At 62.9% G+C, this 18,949-nt stretch carries 16 protein-coding genes; 3 read left to right on the forward strand and 13 right to left on the reverse strand.

Translation table 11 applies throughout. From position 1 onward, the window contains the following. Positions 1-12: 12 nt before the first annotated feature. Positions 13-909, reverse strand: coding sequence for an NAD(P)/FAD-dependent oxidoreductase (locus J3P88_RS17980; RefSeq protein ID WP_434570702.1), 897 nt, complete (start codon positions 907-909; stop codon positions 13-15). 145 nt (positions 910-1,054) lie between these two features. Here J3P88_RS17980 and J3P88_RS17985 point away from each other — a divergent pair, with 145 nt between their 5' ends. Beyond that, on the forward strand, positions 1,055-1,522 hold the full coding sequence (locus tag J3P88_RS17985; RefSeq protein WP_186707622.1) for an Rrf2 family transcriptional regulator: 468 nt from the start codon (positions 1,055-1,057) through the stop codon (positions 1,520-1,522). Between the two features lie 124 nt (positions 1,523-1,646). Here J3P88_RS17985 and mqo read toward each other — a convergent pair whose 3' ends face one another. The 10 genes from mqo to pedF form a co-directional block, all read right to left on the reverse strand. Next, positions 1,647-3,290 (reverse strand): malate dehydrogenase (quinone), encoded by a 1,644-nt coding sequence (gene mqo, locus J3P88_RS17990; RefSeq protein WP_434570704.1) that lies wholly within the window; start codon positions 3,288-3,290, stop codon positions 1,647-1,649. Between the two features lie 505 nt (positions 3,291-3,795). Next, on the reverse strand, positions 3,796-5,166 hold the full coding sequence (locus J3P88_RS17995; protein WP_434570706.1) for a NahK/ErcS family hybrid sensor histidine kinase/response regulator: 1,371 nt from the start codon (positions 5,164-5,166) through the stop codon (positions 3,796-3,798). Then, on the reverse strand, positions 5,150-6,307 hold the full coding sequence (gene ercA / locus J3P88_RS18000; RefSeq protein ID WP_186707672.1) for an alcohol dehydrogenase-like regulatory protein ErcA: 1,158 nt from the start codon (positions 6,305-6,307) through the stop codon (positions 5,150-5,152). Before ercA ends, J3P88_RS17995 begins: the two co-directional genes overlap by 17 nt. Positions 6,308-6,439: 132 nt before the next feature. After that, positions 6,440-6,511, reverse strand: a complete 72-nt coding sequence (gene pqqA / locus J3P88_RS18005; protein WP_003243383.1) for a pyrroloquinoline quinone precursor peptide PqqA — start codon at positions 6,509-6,511, stop codon at positions 6,440-6,442. A 284-nt stretch (positions 6,512-6,795) separates the two neighbouring features. Further along, on the reverse strand, positions 6,796-8,316 hold the full coding sequence (gene exaC, locus J3P88_RS18010) for an acetaldehyde dehydrogenase ExaC (protein WP_434570708.1): 1,521 nt from the start codon (positions 8,314-8,316) through the stop codon (positions 6,796-6,798). Between the two features lie 269 nt (positions 8,317-8,585). Then, the gene (locus J3P88_RS18015; RefSeq protein ID WP_434570709.1) at positions 8,586-10,361 is read right to left on the reverse strand and encodes a PQQ-dependent methanol/ethanol family dehydrogenase; all 1,776 of its coding nucleotides are present in this window, start codon (positions 10,359-10,361) and stop codon (positions 8,586-8,588) included. Between the two features lie 305 nt (positions 10,362-10,666). After that, positions 10,667-11,605 (reverse strand): quinoprotein relay system zinc metallohydrolase 1, encoded by a 939-nt coding sequence (locus J3P88_RS18020; protein WP_434570711.1) that lies wholly within the window; start codon positions 11,603-11,605, stop codon positions 10,667-10,669. Positions 11,606-11,621: 16 nt separating this feature from the next. Further along, on the reverse strand, positions 11,622-12,377 hold the full coding sequence (locus J3P88_RS18025; protein ID WP_186707616.1) for a quinoprotein dehydrogenase-associated SoxYZ-like carrier: 756 nt from the start codon (positions 12,375-12,377) through the stop codon (positions 11,622-11,624). Between the two features lie 10 nt (positions 12,378-12,387). Then, positions 12,388-13,263 carry a substrate-binding periplasmic protein gene (locus J3P88_RS18030; protein WP_434570713.1) on the reverse strand — a complete coding sequence of 292 codons (876 nt, stop codon included), beginning with the start codon at positions 13,261-13,263 and terminating at the stop codon, positions 12,388-12,390. A 5-nt stretch (positions 13,264-13,268) separates the two neighbouring features. Continuing rightward, a complete protein-coding gene (gene pedF / locus J3P88_RS18035; RefSeq protein ID WP_207967210.1) occupies positions 13,269-13,730 on the reverse strand; it encodes a cytochrome c-550 PedF in 462 nt (153 codons plus the stop codon). A 253-nt stretch (positions 13,731-13,983) separates the two neighbouring features. Between pedF and exaA the strand changes: the two genes are divergently transcribed. Beyond that, positions 13,984-15,849: a quinoprotein ethanol dehydrogenase gene (exaA, locus tag J3P88_RS18040; RefSeq protein WP_186707613.1), complete on the forward strand. Its 1,866-nt coding sequence runs from the start codon at positions 13,984-13,986 to the stop codon at positions 15,847-15,849. 130 nt (positions 15,850-15,979) lie between these two features. Continuing rightward, the gene (locus tag J3P88_RS18045; RefSeq protein ID WP_434570716.1) at positions 15,980-16,624 is read left to right on the forward strand and encodes a pentapeptide repeat-containing protein; all 645 of its coding nucleotides are present in this window, start codon (positions 15,980-15,982) and stop codon (positions 16,622-16,624) included. A 171-nt stretch (positions 16,625-16,795) separates the two neighbouring features. Here the strand turns inward: J3P88_RS18045 and J3P88_RS18050 are convergent, their stop codons facing one another. Then, the gene (locus tag J3P88_RS18050; protein ID WP_434570718.1) at positions 16,796-17,434 is read right to left on the reverse strand and encodes a response regulator; all 639 of its coding nucleotides are present in this window, start codon (positions 17,432-17,434) and stop codon (positions 16,796-16,798) included. Continuing rightward, the gene (locus tag J3P88_RS18055; RefSeq protein WP_434570719.1) at positions 17,434-18,687 is read right to left on the reverse strand and encodes a HAMP domain-containing sensor histidine kinase; all 1,254 of its coding nucleotides are present in this window, start codon (positions 18,685-18,687) and stop codon (positions 17,434-17,436) included. The genes J3P88_RS18050 and J3P88_RS18055 overlap by 1 nt, the downstream gene beginning before the upstream one ends. Positions 18,688-18,949: the final 262 nt, after the last annotated feature.

The raw sequence follows: 18,949 nt of genomic DNA on the forward strand, positions 1-18,949 counted from the left end.
CAAGGGCCGGCTTCAATGCGCATCGAAGATCAGCGAACGATGCACCCCGGAGCCCGCCCTCACCCCATCGCCGACCGCCAACGCGACTGACCCGAACGGCATCGCCGCATCGCCACAGACATAAACACCCGGGACGCTGGTTGCACGCGTCATCGGGTCGGCCTGGATGAACGCCCCGAGCGGGCCGTCTTCAAAAGCACAGCCCAAGGACGCCGCGAGTGAACCGGCCACCTGGATGCGTGGCAAGACAAACAAGCCGTCAATGGCGATCACCCGTCCGTCCGCCAGCACCACGTCGGCCCGGTCGCCTTCAATACGTTCGACACGCTCCGGCACCAGGGTTACGCCGCGTCGGGCCAGGCTGTCCTGTTGCTCAAGGTCGGGCTCGAACACGCCATTGGTGAAGAATGTCGTCGGCCCCCAATCAGGCAGCATCAAGGCATGGTGGAGCGACATCGGCGAGGTCGCCAACACCCCGATGGGACCTTGTTCCAGTTCATAGCCGTGGCAATACGGACAATGGAAGACGCTTTTGCCCCAGCGCTGCGCCAGCCCTTCCACGTCGGGCAACTCATCGATGACCCCGGAGGCCAACAACAGCCGCTGGGTGCTGTAGCGTTGCCCGTCATGGCTCTCCACGATGAAGCCACCCGCCTCCTGGCTGGCCTTGCTCGCGGTACCCGATACCCATTCCACCGTTGGGTAGGCCAACAGCTGGCGGCGGGCCTCTTCGGCGATGTCCCCGGGCGCGCGGCCATCCTGGCCGAGAAAACCATGGGCGCTGGCCGCGAACCGGTTGCGCCGCTGGCCGGCATCGATGACCAGCACTTTGCGGCGGGCACGGGCCAATTGAAGGGCTGCGGACATCCCGGCGTAGCTGCCGCCTGCGATGATGACGTCGTAGTGCATGATCAATCTCCTGGGTGGTCCGGCGGAATTGATGAAGTCTCGACACATCGTAAGTTCCTTGAAAAGCGCCTGTCAACGATCTCGTAACTTTTGCAATTACAGGCGATACTCAGGCCGGTCTTCGCCACGGAACGCTGCAACGCTCATGAGAACCGACACCCGCCTGTCCCGCATGCTCCACGTTTTGATCCACATGGATCGCCACCAGCAATCGGCCACGTCCGACACCCTCGCGCAAATGCTGGGCACCAACCCGGTGGTGGTGCGCCGGACCATGGCGCTGCTCAAGGAACAGGGGTATGTCACGTCGGAAAAAGGCCATCGTGGCGGCTGGACCTTGAGCAAGCCGCTGTCGGAGATGACCTTGCTGGACATCCACCAGGCCTTGGGCAGCACGTCGATCTTTGCCATTGGCCTGTCCACGGATCATCCGCAATGCCTGGTGGAACAGGCGGTGAACGGCGCGCTGACGGATGCGTTCGATGAGGCCCAGGCGTTGCTGCTCAAGCGTTTGGGAGCAATTACCCTGGCGCAGTTGGCGGAGGATTTTGACGCGCGGTTTCGACAGGTGTGCGCAGAGGATGGGGCAGACCTTTCGCAGATCGGGCATTGATGTTGGCGGGCCCGCCGATATCGCGAGCACGCCCGCTCCCACATTAGGGGTTAACCGAGCGCCCAATATAAAAACGCCGCTCATTTGAGCGGCGTTTTTAGTACGACTTCAGACAGCGTCCGGCTTACAGCGCCATGTCAGCCGCTGGGTTGGCTTGCGGGGCGGCGCCCGGCTTGGCCGGTGCCACGGGGGCGCCAGGCTTGCCAATCACCGGCGGTGTGTCCAGTTGCAGGACTTCGCTGGTGTACGCCCATTCCTGGGCTACGCGCTCAGGGCTATCGTTGAGCTTGGTGCCGTAGCTCGGCACGATCTGGCGCAATTTTTCCTGCCAGGCCGGGCTGGCGACCTTGTCCTTGAAGACCTTCTCAAGCACGGTCAGCATGATCGGTGCGGCAGTCGAGGCGCCTGGGGAGGCGCCCAGCAGGCCGGCGATGCTGCCGTCCTGGGACGCGACCACTTCGGTGCCGAGTTTCAGCACGCCGCCCTTCTCTTCGTCACGCTTGATGATCTGCACGCGCTGGCCGGCCTGCCACAGGCGCCAGTCTTCTTGCTTGGCGTCCGGGAAGTACTCTTTCAAAGCGTTGAAGCGGTCTTCATCCGACAGCATCAGCTGGCCGGCCAGGTATTCGACCAGTGGGTACTGTTCGATACCGACCTTGGTCATCGGCCACACGTTGTGGGTGGTGGTGCTGGTCAGCAGGTCGAAGTACGAACCGTTCTTCAGGAACTTGGTGGAGAACGTTGCGAACGGGCCAAACAGGATCACCCGCTTGCCATCGAGCACACGGGTGTCCAAATGCGGAACCGACATCGGCGGTGCGCCCACCGAAGCCTTGCCATACGCCTTCGCCAGGTGCAGTTGGGCGACGGTCGGGTTTTCGGTGACCAGGAACGAACCACCTACTGGGAAACCGGCGTATTCACGCGCTTCCGGGATGTCGGACTTCTGCAGCAGGTGCAACGCACCGCCACCAGCACCGATGAACACGAACTTGGCGTCGGTCTCGGTTTCGGTACCGTCTTTCAGGTTCGTGTACGAAACGCGCCAGGTGCCGTCTTCGTTGCGGGTGATTTCTTCCACTTCGCTGGACAGCTTGAGGGAGAAGTTCGGCTTGGTTTGCAGGTAAGTCGCGAACTGGCGGGTGATTTCGCCGAAATTCACGTCAGTACCCAACGGGCTCCAGGTGGCCGCGACTTTCTGGCTAGGGTCACGCCCTTGCATCATCAGCGGAACCCACTTGCTGATCTGTGCAGGGTCTTCGGAATACTGCATGCCGGCGAACAACGGGCTGGCCTGGAGCGCTTCGTAGCGCTTCTTCAGGAACGCGATGTTGTCATCACCCCAGACGAAGCTCATGTGCGGCGTGGAGTTAATGAACGAGCGCGGGTTCTTCAGCACACCGTTCTTGACCTGCCAGGACCAGAACTGACGGGAGATCTGGAACGCTTCGTTGATCTCGATGGCCTTGACGATCTCGACCTTGCCATTCTTGTCTTCCGGCGTGTAGTTCAGCTCGGCCAGTGCAGAGTGACCAGTACCGGCATTGTTCCAACCGTTGGAACTCTCTTCGGCAACACCGTCCAGGCGCTCGACCATTTCCATGGTCCAGCCCGGCTCCAGCTCATTGAGCCAGACGCCGAGAGTCGAGCTCATGATGCCCCCACCAATGAGCAAGACATCCACTTTTTTTGGCTCGGCGGCGTGCGTGGTCGCAAGACCCATCGCCATCGCCAGGCCCAGTAGCGCCGTGTGTGTTTTCTTCAACATGTGTGTATCCCTAGGATGAACGCCATTCCGTCCACCGGTCCTGATCAAGGATAGATCACATCCACGGCCAGCAATGCTGGGGGATGGATCGAGACGGACTGGAGGATGGACCTACAGGGCCGAGCATATTCGTCGGCCTCTCGTTTATGTCTCTCCGGCGCTGACTTCTTGTAGGTCTTGGCTTCAGCTGGGTGAGGGACGCTGCAAACGGTGTTCATCGGGCCTGGCGTGGCCGTGCCCGATTGTCGCAGCGGGGGGAGTTTACATAAGGAAATAAACAGACCGAAGCGCATTTTTACATTCTTGGCAAAAACGCCGACCAAATGACGGCATTTTAATAGCCCTGGTAACCATTCGCGTAGGAACTGTGCGTGACCCGTGTAGGAGCTGACGAGTGCAACGAGGCTGCGATCTTGCCCTGGCCGCTTGAGTTTCAAGCGGATGAATCAAAAGATCGCAGCCTCGTTGCACTCGACAGCTCCTACGCAACTCCTACAGCGCCAACCTATCCGAGGATCTGACTCAACACCGCCCGCAACTTGCCAGGCTTGACCGGTTTGTTGAGCAGCGGAGCATCCAGCTTGCGCAGGGCGCGGCGGCACTGGTCGCTGCGGTCGGCGGTGATGATGACCGCCGGGATTGCCTGGTGGAAATGCTCACGCAGGTGCTTGACCACTTCACAGCCGACGACCCCATGATCCAGGTGAAAATCCGCCAGGATCAACTCCGGCGCGCGGTTTTGCAGCACGTCAAGGGCGCCCGCCTCGTCGGTGGCGGTCAACACCTCGCAACCCCATTGCCCCAACAGCGCGGCCATGCTTTGCAAGATGCTCAGTTCGTTGTCGATCACCAACAAACGCCGCCCCGGCAGTGGGTTGCCGACGACCGCCTGGGCCGGGGCCTGGGACACGGGTTGCGGTTTTTCACTGGACAGCGGCACCTCGATGCTGAACACCGAACCCCGTCCCGGGCGCGAACGCACCTGTACTCGGTAACCGAGGATATGGGCGATGCGTTCGACGATCGCCAACCCCAGGCCCACGCCTTTGCGATCCGCCGCCCGGCCGACGTCCAGTTGGTTGAACTCGAGGAAAATCGACTCCAGGCAATCGGCGGCAATGCCCCGTCCCGTGTCCCAGACTTCCAGGCTCAGGCGCCCTCCCCGGCGTCGGGCCGCCAGGAGAATGCCGCCCTGGTTGGTGTAGCGGCAGGCATTGCTCAGCAGGTTGCGCAGGATACGGCTGATCAATCGCAGGTCGGTCAGCACCGCTTCGTCGCCAAAACGTACCCGCAGCTCCAACCCGGCGGCACCGGCCACCGATTGAAACTCCGACACCAGCGGCCCCAGCAACTCATCCAGCCGATACGGCGCCAGGTCGGGCTTGACGGCGGCCTGGTCGAGCCGGGAAATGTCCAGCAGGTCAGTGAGCAGGTCTTCGGCCCCTTCGAGCGCTTGCTGAGTGCGTTCCACCAGCACGTGCTCGGCGGCAGGCAACTGGCGTTCACGCAAGGTGGCGATCAGCAGGCGGGCCGCGTTGAGGGGCTGCAACAGATCATGGCTGGCGGCGGCCAGGTACTTGTCCTTGCTGCGGTTGGCGGCCTGGGCGACATCCCGGGCATCGCGCAATTGCTGCTCTATCTGCTCGCGCTGGGCAATCTGCTGCTGCAGGTTGTGGTTGGCTTCCAGCAACGCATCGGTGCGCTCGGCCACCCGTTGCTCGAGTTGGTCATTGAGTTGTTGCAGGTGTCGGCGGGCCTGCTCCAGCTCATCGAGACGGGCCGTCAGTTCCGGGTAGTGACTCTTGCGCGTCGAGTGATTGCCCAGTCCCAGCAGCCCGGCCAGGGCTTTTTGCTGCTCGTCAGAGGGCTTCGCCATAGACGACCTCGACATCCCGCTGGCTCGACTCCCGAGGGTTGGTGAGGATGCACGGGTCGTGCATCGCATGTTGCGACAGGAACGGAATGTCCGAAGTGCTGACACCGTGCAGGCCCAGGGTCTCGTGGAAACCGATGGTGCGCTTGAGGGCAATCAGGTGCTCCACCAGCCGGCCGCGGATCTGCCGGTGATTGAGCCCCCGGCAATCGATGCCCAGGGTCTCGGCAATCACCTTGAAACGCTCCGGTGCCGAGTTGTAGTTGAACGCCACCACATGCTCCACCAGTACCGCGTTGCACAAGCCATGGGGCAAGTCGAGGAAACCGCCCAGGCTGTGGGACATCGCATGCACCGCCCCGAGGATCGCGTTGGAGAACGCCAACCCGGCCTGCATGCTGCCCAACATGATTTTTTCCCGCAGGGCGACGTCCGCCGGGTTGGCGATCATCTGCACCAGGTGGTTGTTGATCAGGCGCATGGCTTCCAGCGCATGGGGGTCGGTCAACGGACCGTGGCCGGTGGACACGAAGGCCTCGATGGCATGCACCAGGGCGTCGATGCCGGTACAGGCGGACAGGAACGGGTCCATGCTCAGGGTGGTTTCCGGGTCGATCAACGACACGTCCGGCACCGCCGCCTTGCTGACGATGGAAAACTTCATGCGTTCTTGCTGGTTGGAGATGATCACGAACTGCGACACGTCCGCCGACGTCCCCGCCGTGGTGGGAATCAAGATCAGTGGCGGGCTGGGCACGTGCAGGGTATCGACGCCTTCGAACTCGAGGATGTTGCGGCCGTGGGCGACGACAATGCCGATGCCTTTGCCGCAATCCATCGGGCTGCCACCACCCACCGCGACGATGACATCGCAATGGTTTTCCCGGTACAGGTCAGCGCCGAGCATCACTTCCTCGACCCGGGGATTGGGCGAGACCGCGCTGTAGATGCAGTAATCGATACCTTGGGCCTGGAGGCTGGCTTCGACGTCCGCCACCCAACCGGCGGCGATGACCCCGGGATCGGTGACGATCAGCACTTTGCGCGCGCCGAAGGTCTTGGCGTAGTTGCCGACATTGTGCCGACAACCGGCACCGAACATGATTTCAGGGGACACGAACTTGCGCAGCGGGCTGAGGCTCATCTTTTCAGTGACGTGGCTCATCGGTAAGCCTGTTGTTATTGTCTGGAATACCTTGAGCCTAAAGCATCCCACCGTGATTGCAATCAGACCAATGGGGTAGCCCGGCCTGAACGCCTCAGGCCGGGCCGGCACTCATCGGTTGGCGAAGTACATCGTCACTTCAAAGCCGATACGCAGGTCGGTGTACGCGGGTTTAGTCCACATGGGTCTTTCCTCTTCTTGTACCGGGCGATTCCGGCAAGGTCATTAATGCACGCCACGCCTGGGGCTCGAATGCTACTTTCGAAGCGGTGGGTGGGGTGCGTTGGTACTACTGGAGCAGCGAGCACTTGTGGCGAGGGAGCTTGCTCCCGCTGGGCTGCGCAGCAGCCCCAAAAATAGCAGCCACACAATCAATATGTGCATCAAGGAAAGGGCCGCTTCGCGGCCCAGCGGGAGCAAGCTCCCTCGCCACAGGGTCCCTGCAACTGCCTTGTTATCTCCCAGGGTTAGAAGAACCCCAGCGGATTGATGTCATAGCTCACCAGCAGGTTCTTGGTCTGCTGGTAGTGGTCGAGCATCATCTTATGGGTTTCACGACCCACGCCGGACTTCTTGTAGCCACCGAACGCGGCATGGGCCGGGTACAGGTGGTAGCAGTTGGTCCACACGCGACCGGCCTTGATCGCCCGGCCCATGCGGTAGGCGCGGTTGATGTCGCGGGTCCACAGGCCGGCGCCGAGGCCAAACTCGGTGTCGTTGGCGATGGCCAGGGCTTCGGCTTCGTCCTTGAAGGTGGTCACGCCCACCACCGGGCCGAAGATTTCCTCTTGGAACACGCGCATTTTGTTGTGGCCCTTGAGCAGGGTTGGCTGGATGTAATAGCCGCTCGACAAATCCCCCTCGAGTCGCTCGGCAGCGCCGCCGGTGAGCAGCTCGGCGCCTTCTTGCTGGGCAATGTCAAGGTACGACAGGATCTTGTCGAATTGCTGCTCGGACGCCTGGGCGCCGACCATGGTCTCGGTGTCCAGCGGGTTGCCGCGCTTGATCTTGGCGATCTTTTTCATCACCTCGGCCATGAACGGCACGTAGATCGACTCTTGCACCAAGGCGCGCGATGGGCAGGTGCAGACTTCGCCCTGGTTGAAAAACGCCAGCACCAGGCCTTCAGCCGCCTTTTCGATAAAGGCCGGCTCGGCTTGCATGATGTCTTCGAAGAAGATGTTTGGCGACTTGCCGCCCAGTTCCACGGTGGACGGGATGATGTTCTCGGCGGCGCACTTCATGATGTGCGAGCCCACCGGGGTGGAGCCGGTGAAGGCGATCTTGGCGATGCGCTTGCTGGTGGCCAGGGCTTCACCGGCTTCGCGGCCGAAACCATGGACGATGTTCAACACCCCGGGTGGCAGCAGGTCGGCGATCAGTTCCGCGAAGACCATGATCGACAGCGGCGTCTGTTCGGCCGGCTTGAGTACGATGCAGTTACCAGCGGCCAGGGCCGGGGCGAGTTTCCAGGCGGCCATCAGCAGCGGGAAGTTCCACGGGATGATCTGCCCGACCACGCCCAGCGGCTCGTGGAAATGATAGGCCGTGGTCAATTCGTTGATCTCGGCCGCCCCACCCTCTTGGGCGCGGATGCAGCCAGCGAAGTACCGGAAATGGTCGGCCGCCAGCGGCACGTCGGCATTGAGGGTTTCGCGCACGGCCTTGCCGTTGTCCCAGGTCTCGCTGACGGCGAGGATTTCCAGGTTCTGCTCGATGCGGTCGGCGATTTTCAGCAACACCCGCGAGCGGTCCTGCACCGAGGTCTTGCCCCAGGCGTCGGCGGCGGCATGGGCGGCATCCAGTGCCTTGTCGATGTCGGCGGCGTTGGAGCGTGGGAATTGGGCAATGACTTCGCCGTTGACCGGGGACGTGTTGGTGAAGTACTCGCCGTTGACCGGCGCGACGAATTCGCCGCCGATGAAATTGCCATAGCGCGGTTTGAAGGAAACGACGGCGCCTGGGGTTCCGGGTTGTGCGTAGATCATGATGGGGCCTCTGCCTGGTCGATGCCTGTCACGGGACAGGCGATAGGCCGATGGTAGAGAGCCCCGTGCCGTGGACGAATGCGTCATTGGCAGGGGGCTCTCTCGTTATTTGGTCGTAGGTTTCAAGCGATTGGCGCAAGTTCAAGGCCAGCGCAGGCCCTTGTGGCGAGGGAGCTTGCTCCCGCTCGGCTGCGAAGCAGTCGCCAAGAATCGGGAGCGCTTCGCACTCCAGCGGGAGCAAGCTCCCTCGCCACGGGTCCTGGCAGGTTTTAGCGCTTGGCGACAAGCTCTTTCGGCAACTTGAAGGTCCAGAGCATGCCGCCCTGGTTGAAGTCCTTCACGCGCTTGGCCACCTCGCCGCCCCACAGCGGCACCGCACCGCCCCAGCCGGAAACCACGGAGACGTATTGCTCACCGTCCATTTCCCAAGTGATGGGCGAGCCAAGCACGCCGGAGCCGGTCTGGAATTCCCAGACCTTTTCCCCGGTCTTGGCGTTGAACGCCTGCAGGAACCCTTCAGGCGTGCCGGTGAACACCAGGTTGCCCTTGGTGGTCAGGACCCCGCCCCACAGCGGCGCGAAGTTCTTGTGGCGCCAGACTTCCTTGCCGGTCTTGGGGTCGATGGCCCGCAGCACGCCGATGTAATCCTCGTTCAGCGGCTTGATGGTGAACCCGGCCCCGAGGAACGCCGCGCCTTTCTTGTAGGCGATGCCTTCGTTCCAGATGTCCATGCCCCATTCGTTGGACGGCACGTAGAACAGGCCGGTGTCCTGGTTGTAGGCCATGGGCATCCAGTTTTTCGCACCGAGGAAGGCCGGGGCGACGAACACCGAACTGCCCTTGGCTTCGCTGCCCGGCGCGCCCGGACGGCTGGCCTCGTTATAGATCGGCCGCCCGTCCTTGTCCAAGCCAGTGGCCCAGGTGATCTTGTCGACAAACGGGAAGCCGCGGATGAACTTGCCGTTGGTGCGGTCGAGCACGTAGAAGAAGCCGTTACGGTCAGCAGTCGCTGCCGCCTTGATGTCCTTGCCGCCTTCCTTGTAGTTGAACGAAATCAGTTCATTGACGCCGTCATAGTCCCAGCCGTCGTGGGGCGTACTCTGGAAATGCCACTTGATGGTGCCGTCGTCCGGGTTCAGGGCCAGTCGCGACGACGAATAGAGGTTGTCGCCAGGTCGCAGGTGGGAATTCCAAGGGGCCGGGTTGCCGGTGCCGAACAGCAGCAGGTTGGTTTCCGGGTCGTAGTAGCCGCCCAGCCAAGGCGCCGCGCCGCCGGTTTTCCAAAGATCGCCCGGCCAGGTCTTGCCCGCCTCGCCACCGGAGATACCGTTCTCGACCGCCTTGCCATCCTTGTAGACGTAACCCATGTGGCCTTCCACCGTCGGGCGGGTCCACAGCAGCTCGCCATTCTTCGGATCGTAGGCACTGATCTGGCCGACCACGCCGAACTCGCCACCGGCCACACCGGTGATCAGCTTGCCGTTCACCACCATGGGCGCGGCGCTGATGGAATAACCTTCCTTGTGGTCGGCCACCTTCTTGCTCCACACCACTTTGCCGGTGTCCTTGTTCAAGGCCACCAGCTTGGCGTCGAGGGTGCCGAAGAACACCAGGTCGCCATACAGCGCCACGCCGCGGTTGATCACGTCGCAGCAAGGGCGGATGTCATCGGGCAGGCGCGCATCGTACTGCCACAGTTTCTTGCCGGTGCGCGCATCCACCGCGAACACCCGCGAATAGGAACCGGTAAGGTACATCACCCCGTCCTTGATCATCGGCTGGGCCTGCTGGCCGCGCTGCTTTTCGCCACCGAAGGAGAACGCCCAGACCGGTCGCAAATCCTTGATGTTATTGACATTGAGGCTGTCGAGCGGGCTGTAGCGATGGCCCTGGACGCCCAGGCCGTTGGTCACGACCTGCTGCGGGTTCTTCGGGTCCTGGAGAATTTCCTGATCGGTCACGGCGGCCAAGGCCGAACCTGACAGCAGCATGGCACTGAGCAGCAGGCTCACGGCGAAGGGTTGGCGACGTGCGGGATGAGTCATGACGGCTACCTCTGCGGTTATTGTTATACCCGGGAAATTTTCCCGGTCTGCCACAGATTCTTGGGCTCGGGGCCCTCGCCAACAATTGCCCGCTGTGTTGAGTTTTCTAGTTCCTTGGTATACATGAGGCGCCGTCGCATCCAACTTCTTTGCCGGTGCCTCCCCCCGTGGCGAGGGAGCTTGCTCCCGCTGGGGCGCGCAGCGGCCCCAAAAATAGCCCAGCCAACATTGATAGCCAGGTTGACCGACAGGGGGCTGCTGCGCAGCCCAGCGGGAGCAAGCTCCCTCGCCACAGGGGTATGTGTTCAGTCGGGATCATGGGTATCCACTCGCTTCATCCCCGCCCGCTCATAACGCGGATAGAGATGACTGACGCTACGAATCAACTCATACCGACTCAAGCTGATCCCGGCAAAGCGCTCGGGAATGGGGCTGCGGATCATCTCGGCCATGTCGTCGCCTCGGGTAGCACCATCGCGCATCAGTTGGTCGAGCCAGCCCAGGTAATCACGCATCTGCGCAAAAGGCTGGGTGTCACGCGCGACCGGGCCGTGACCAGGCACAATCTGCTTCCAGGGCAAGGCCTGCAGGGTGTCCAGGTCCTTGAGCCAGACTTCCAGACCGGGGCTGTTGGGGGTGGTCAGGGCCCGTTCGTAGAACACCAGGTCGCCGGCGAACAACACGCCAGTGGTTTCATCCAGGATCGCCAGGTCCGCGCCGGTGTGCCCGGCCAATGCCAGCAGACGCAACGAATGATCGCCCACCGTCAGCGTCTCGGCCGCCAGCACTTGGGTTGGCAGTACCACCTCGGTGCCGCGCATCCAGTCGCCCACCAGCCGGTACATGTTCTCCGCCAGCGCATCACCCTGTTGTCGCAGCAGGTCGGTGGTGCCCGCCAAGGCACCGATAGGCACGTCGCTGAACGCCTGGTTGCCCAATACGTGGTCAGGGTGATGATGGGTCAGCAAGACCTGGATGACCGGCTTGTCGGTGGTCGCGGCAATGGCCTGGCGCAGCGCCTCGCCGTAGCGTTTCGACGGCCCGGTGTCGATCACCACCACGCCGGCCTCGGTGACGATGAACGCCGTATTGACGATGTTGCCGCCGTTGGCCTTGGCAAAATTCTCGGTGCTGCCTTCCAGCAACCAGGTGCCTGCGGCGATCTGCCGGGGCTTGAGTGAATAATCGGTGGCGGACCATGCCGGCAGGCACAGGCCAAGACAGAGCAGTAACAGCCAGCGCATGGCGCGCTCCTTCTGGTCAGGGAATGGCCGCCTCGAACGCGTTGCCGCTGTTGTCGCGCAGCACCAGGCGGGTCTGTCCCGGGCCTTGGATATCGAAGCCCAGGTTGGGGTTTTCGCTGACCGCCGGGAACAGCTCCAGGCGCGCCAACACCTGACCGTCGGCGTCCAGCAGTTGCGCCTGGTTGAGGAAAAACTCCGGGATGCCGCTCACCAGGCCGTTGTCCATTGGATGGTTGACTTGCAGGCGCAGGCGACTCGAATCCCCTCGCGGATAACGGCCGCCCAGTACCTCGCCCAAGTGTTCCTCCCAGCCCGGCTGGGTGCGCACCACGCTGGGGGCAGTGCAGCCGCCACCGGCTGCATCGATCAGGGTCGAACCGACGTGCCACAGGCCATCGCGGGTCTGCACGGCGGCGCGCAACGGCGTGGCTTGCTCGATGCGAATACGGACCGACAGCCAAGGCAGCACCCGCTCCCCGGGTTGGAAGTCGACGATTTTCGGCAAGGGGTTCAGCTCGGCCCAGGCCAGCACCCGTACGACGTCGCCGGCAAAGGCCCGGGCATCGATTTCCAGTGGCACCTGGCGCGCATCTTCGGCAAACGGTGGCGCCAGCAGCCGCACTCGGTCGTCGAACACGAACGGCGCCTCCCCCAGCAACTGCTTGTGATAAAAGGCCCACATCACCGACGGCACCGGATCCTTCCCCGGCTCGACCGCCATCGCCAGCCACGGCAGGCACCCTAACAGCAGGCCATACGCTCGCCAGTTCATCCCTGCGCTCCTATTGGTACATTTCGGGTACGTCGTAGCGCAGGCCATAGCGGGCATACATCGCCTTGAGGCTGCCGTCGCGGATCAAGCCTTCCAGCGCCTCTTCCACCGCGTAGGCCAACTGACGGTTGCTTTCGTGCACCGCCATGCCGATTTCCCAGCGTTGCTTGCCCATGTTCGGATAGGCGTTCTCCGCCAGCGCCAACTGCCGATCGGCCGCCTCATGCACCTGCCAGTCAACTTCCCCGCGCATGGCCATGACGGCGTCGACCTCTCCGGCCTGCATGGCCCCGAAGGCCTTGGCGACGCTGGGGTAATGGCGAGTCTTGGCGCTGAGCATGCCGTTGAACACCGAGGTCAGGTAGAACGACGGCACACTGTCGACCTCCACCCCGATGGAGTGTTGCTGGAACACGGCGACACTGCCCACCGACTCCAGCCGGCGACGGTCATACGCCACCTGCCAGCATTCCTGCTGATAGGGACCGAACATCACCACCTGGGCGTTTTCCAGTTCCCCAATGTCGTTGCGCCTTTGCACGTAGTCGTGATCGTATGGCACCCGCATCATCAAGTCGGCCAGTTGCCGGTCGTGCAGCGGGCTGCTGCGCCAGATGTAATCGCGCAGATCGTCGTCGAGCTTCTCGCCGGGCGGTGCCCACATCAGTTTCAGACGCACGCCCATGGCCTTGGCCAAGGCTTGCGCCAATTCAACATCGACACCCCGGGGCTGGCCCTGATCCTCAAAACTGTAGGGCGCGAAATCCTTGTAGACCGCCACCTTCAACTCCCCGGCGGCGATCATCTGATCGTAGCTGCGCACCTGCGCCTGCACCGCCTGGCCACACAGCAGCACGCTGCACATCACCCACGCGAACAGGCGCATGGCGATCACTCCTCGACGTGCACGCTGTCGAGGTAAGTGCGCACCGCCCACAGGGCCTCCTGGCTCAGGTAATCGGCCATCTTCGGCATGTAGACCCGGCCGTCGCGCACCGCACCGTGGCGCACGCGTTCGACGAACCACTCATCGCCGGCTTCGGCGGCGTCGAGCATGCGCAGGTCCGGGGCGATCCCGCCGGACTTGGCCTCCAGGCCATGGCAGGCCGCGCAGTTCTGGTTGTAGGCCGAGGCGCCGATCTCCACGGCTTTTTCACGCTCGGGAGCATTGCGATACGGGTTCTGGGCAGCCCACCCATCGGCGTCCAACGGCAAGTTGGTATCCTTGATCGGGGTCAATCCCTTGGTTTCCACTGCTTGGGGCACTACGTTGCCATGGGCCCATGCGGAGCCTGCGCCGGTCAGCCCCATCAATAATGCGGTAGCGATGATGGCGTTGCGTTTTGTTGTCATTGTTATGCCCTCTGGATTGCACGCAAGACCTCTTGGCAGAGGCCGTGCCGTCATCTTAGGAACCCTGTGCCGCCGGCCGAATGCTGCTTTGGTGGCCGAGGTCTAGTTCCTTGGTAGCAGGCCATCCGACGCAAGTCGCAAAGACAGGCGGTTTGGGAAATCTTCCCGGCAAAGGCGGGACTTTTTCCGTATCGGCAGACCCCGGCACGACCCAACCTAGTCAGGCCAAAACCTTTCACTGGGAACTGCCACCATGAGAATAAAAACGCTACCCGCCCTCTCCTCCCTGACGGTTGCCTTGCTGCTGGCCGGCAGTCTGTCGCTAAGCCCCTTGGCCAGCGCCGCGGCGCCAGGGGTCAGTTGGGAAGACATCGCCAACGACCACCTGACCACCCAGGACGTGTTGCAATACGGCATGGGCACCAACGCCCAGCGCTGGAGCCCGCTGGCCCAGGTCAACGACAAGAACGTGTTCAAGCTTACCCCGGCCTGGTCCTACTCATTCGGCGACGAGAAGCAGCGCGGCCAGGAATCCCAGGCCATCGTCAGCGACGGCGTGGTGTACGTCACCGGTTCGTACTCGCGGGTGTTCGCCCTCGACGCCAAGACCGGCAAGCGCCTGTGGACCTACAACCACCGGCTGCCGGACAACATTCGTCCGTGCTGCGACGTGGTCAATCGGGGTGCGGCCATCTATGGCGACAAGATCTACTTCGGCACCCTGGATGCGCGCGTGGTCGCCCTGGATAAGAACACCGGCAAAGTGGTGTGGAACAAGAAGTTCGGTGATCACGCCGGCGGCTACACCATGACCGGCGCCCCGGTGCTGATCAAGGACAAGACCAGCGGCAAGGTCCTGCTGATCCACGGCAGTTCCGGTGATGAGTTCGGTGTGGTCGGGCAATTGTTCGCCCGCGACCCGGACACGGGTGAGGAAGTCTGGATGCGCCCGTTCGTCGAAGGTCACATGGGCCGCCTCAACGGCAAGGACAGCACGCCGACCGGCGACGTCAAGGCGCCCTCCTGGCCCGACGACAAGACCACCGAGACCGGCAAGGTCGAGGCCTGGAGCCATGGCGGCGGCGCACCTTGGCAGAGCGCCAGTTTCGATCCCGAGACCAACACCATCATCGTCGGCGCGGGCAACCCCGGCCCATGGAACACCTGGGCGCGCACGTCCAAGGACGGCAACCCCCATGATTACGACAGCCTCTACACCTCCGGCCAGGTCGGCGTCGACCCAAGCACCGGCGAGGTGAAGTGGTTCTACCAACACACGCCCAACGACGCCTGGGATTTCTCCGGCAACAACGAGCTGGTGCTGTTCGACTACAAGGACAAGGACGGCAAGGTGGTCAAGGCCACCGCCCACGCCGACCGCAACGGTTTCTTCTACGTGGTGGATCGCAACAACGGCAAGCTGCAGAACGCGTTCCCCTTCGTCGACAACATCACCTGGGCCAGCCACATCGACCTGAAGACCGGCCGCCCGGTGGAAAACCCTGGCCAGCGCCCGGCCAAGCCATTGCCGGGTGAAACCAAGGGCAAGCCGGTGGAAGTCTCGCCGCCCTTCCTCGGCGGCAAGAACTGGAACCCCATGGCCTACAGCCAGGACACCGGCCTGTTCTACGTCCCCGGCAACCAGTGGAAGGAGGAGTACTGGACCGAGGAAGTGAACTACAAGAAAGGCTCGGCCTACCTGGGCATGGGCTTTCGCATCAAGCGCATGTACGACGATCACGTCGGCAGCCTGCGAGCGATGAACCCCACCACCGGCAAAGTGGTCTGGGAACACAAGGAACCGCTACCGCTGTGGGCCGGCGTGCTGGCGACCAAGGGCAACCTGGTGTTCACGGGCACCGGCGACGGCTTCTTCAAGGCCTTCGACGCGAAGACCGGCAAGGAACTGTGGAAATTCCAGACCGGCAGCGGCATCGTCTCCCCGCCCATCACCTGGGAGCAGGACGGCGAGCAGTTCATCGGCGTGACCGTCGGCTACGGCGGCGCCGTGCCGCTGTGGGGCGGCGACATGGCCGAACTGACCAAGCCCGTGGCCCAGGGCGGGTCGTTCTGGGTATTCAAGATCCCGAGTTGGGATAAGGCGACGGCGCAGAAATAACCCTGACCTGTACCCCATCCCCTGTGGGAGCGGGCTTGCTCGCGAAAGCGGTGGTTCAACCAGCATTGATATTGACTGGCACTACGCCTTCGCGAGCAAGCCCGCTCCCACACTTGCCCGAGTTCATGCCATGAAATCATTGCCACTGCTGCTTCTGTTCATCGGCACCTTTGCCCATGCCGACGACCCCAACACCCCACTGGCCATCAACGGCTGCATCATCGCCGAATCCAGCCAATGCCCCGGCGCCAACCTGCGCGGCGCACAACTGGCGAACCAGGACCTGCGCAAGATGAACCTCAGCGGCGCCGACCTGCGCGATGCCGACCTGCGGCACGCGCGGCTGGACTTGGCCAACCTTGAGAAAGCCCAGCTACAAGGCGCCAACCTGACCCGTGCCAGCCTGCAACAAAGCAACCTGCGCCTGGCGGACTTCAGCGGTGCCACGCTCAAGGCGATCCAGGGTTGGGGCCTGTTCGCCCAGGGCGCGCAGTTCCAGCGTGCCGACCTGACGGCGGCCTACCTGCAATTCGCTCGCCTGTCCGGTGCCCGCCTGCACGAGGCCAATCTGCAAGCCGCGGACCTGGAAATGGCCTGGCTGAGCAAGGCCGACCTCAAGGGCGCCAACCTGCGCGACGCCAACCTGCAAGAAGCCAAGCTCGGCGAAAGCAACCTGGAACAGGCCAACTTGAGCGGTTCTCGCCAGCATTATGGGAATTTCCAGGATGCGAATATGCAGGGCTGTACCGGGTGCCCAACGTCCTGGGATAGATGAGCCTGTCGCGCCCCTGTGGCGAGGGAGCTTGCTCCCGCTGGGGTGCGAAACAGCCCCCAATAGGGTCAACTCAATGAGCCTGACATACCGAGGTGCCGGGTTTTGGGGGCGCTCCGCACCCCAGCGGGAGCAAGCTCCCTCGCCACAGGTGATCGCATTTCAAATCAAACATTAACCGGCCACCCGCACCACGCCCATATCGATCCCCAAATGCACCAGTTCGGCATGGGAACTGACCTGCAGCTTGCTCTTGAGCAGCGTCAGGTGGTTGGACACGGTCTTGGCGCTGATGCACAGCTGCTCGGCGATGGTCCGGGCCGGGGTGCCCTTGGCGAGCATGACGAAAATCTCCAATTCCCGTTGGGTCATGCATTGCAGGCGCGGGTCGGCATCGTGTCGGGAGCTGGCGCAGGCCAGTTGCGTGGCCAGGGATTGTTCGATGTAGGCATGCCCGGCCAGCACCCGGCGCACCGCCTCCACCAGCACCGGGGGCGCCGAGTTCTTGGTCAGGTAGCCCGCCGCACCCGCATCCAGCGCCTGGCGCACCAGCGGCAGTTCGTCGTGCATGCTGAAGAACAACACCCGCAGTTGCGGCAGTCGCTGGCGCAGCCGCCGGGTGGTTTCCAAGCCACTGATCCCGGGCAAGCCGAAGTCCATGATCACCAGATGAGGCACCTGCTCCTGCACCTGGCTCAGCGCCTCTTCACCCGTGGCTGCTTCGCGGACCCGCAGGTCCGGCATCAGTACCTGCAACAAGCTGGCATAGCCCTGCCGCACCACCGCATGGTCATCCACCAACAAAATGTTCATCACGCCTCCCAGGCAATATTCAAGGCCAGCGCCCAACCGGCACCGGGCTGGCTGATGACGCGCAACTCACCGCCAAGGCTGCGTGCCCGTTCGGCCATCGAGTGCAGGCCCACCCCCGCACGCGGTGGTTGCGGCGCGCCCTGACCGTTGTCGCGCACCAGCAAGCGCAAGCGTCCGGCGCGATGTTGCAGGCGAATCCGTACCTGCGTGGCACCGGCATGTCGGGCAACGTTGGTCAACGCTTCCTGCAACAACCGATACAGATGGGTCTTGTCGGGCCCCGACATGGGCGGCAGGGCTGTATCGATCCGCAACTGGCAGGCGATGCCCTGGGTTGCCTGCCATCGCCCGGCCAACACCTCGATGGCTTCACATAACGGCAGGTGCTGCAACACCACCGGGTACAAGTCATGCACCAGCGCCCGGAACCCCTGCTGCAAATGCTCGCAATGGTCTTCAAGCTGGCTGACGGTCTGTTCCAGCGTCGGCGGTTGATCCATCACCAGCCGCAGCAGGCAGGCACGGGCACGAATACCGGCCACGTATTGGCCCAGGTCGTCGTGCAGGGTCTGGGCCAGCCGGGTGCGCTCCTGCTCCTGCACCGCCAGCAAGGCCTGGGTGAGCCGGGCGTTATCGGCCTGGGCCTCGGCCAAGGCAGCGGTCATGCGATTGAAATGCCCCGCCAGTTGCTGCGTCTCCGGCACACCTTCAGTGCCCAGGCGCACCTGCAGGTTTCCCGCAGACACCTGGCGCAGCGCTTGCAGTAGCTCGTCGAGCAAACGCATGCCACGGCGTACGGCCCAGCGGATCACCAACAGGCTGAGCAACAGCGCCAAGGCGCAGACGTACAACAATTGCACCAATGAATCGAGGATTTCGTCGATTTCATCCCGTGGATCGACGGCAATCCACGCCCGTCGACCGTCAGGCAAATCCACCACCTGGGCCGCCGGGCCGTCGTCCAGCAGCCGGCGGCCGAGCCAGGCCTTCACCCCTTCCTCATCCGCCGGGAACAACTCGCCGGGAACCAACCAACGGACCCGCACATGACGCAGACTGCCGGTCAACCGTGGCTGGAGACTGGCCGGGTCGCGCTCGGCGGTTTCGCGCAGGTAATGCACCACCGACTCGGCCGATTGCAATTCGCGTTTCACATCGGCCGTGGCCTGGTGCAGCAGCAGGACGGCACAGGCCAGGGTTACCAGGGCGAAGAAGGCGCAAACCCAGAGGTTGATTCGCCAGAGGGCTGACATGTTCAGTGGCCCATTTCCGGAATGAACTCGCAATTCATATGCACGCCACAGATCCCTTGTGGGAGCGGGCTTGCTCGCGAAAGCGGTGGATCAGTTAGCATAGGTGTCGACAGTACGGCCCCCTTCGCGAGCAAGCCCGCTCCCACAGGGGGTTGTGGGTGTTTATAGGGTTCAGGCAACCGATCCACCCCGACCAAACTCAGGATCAACAGGAACGGCAGCAGCAGCGCTTTGAGAATCCGCATGGTCTGTCCACTCCTGG

It is taken from the genome of Pseudomonas sp. Z3-6 (assembly GCF_051131985.1).
GTDB lineage: Bacteria > Pseudomonadota > Gammaproteobacteria > Pseudomonadales > Pseudomonadaceae > Aquipseudomonas > Aquipseudomonas zanjanensis.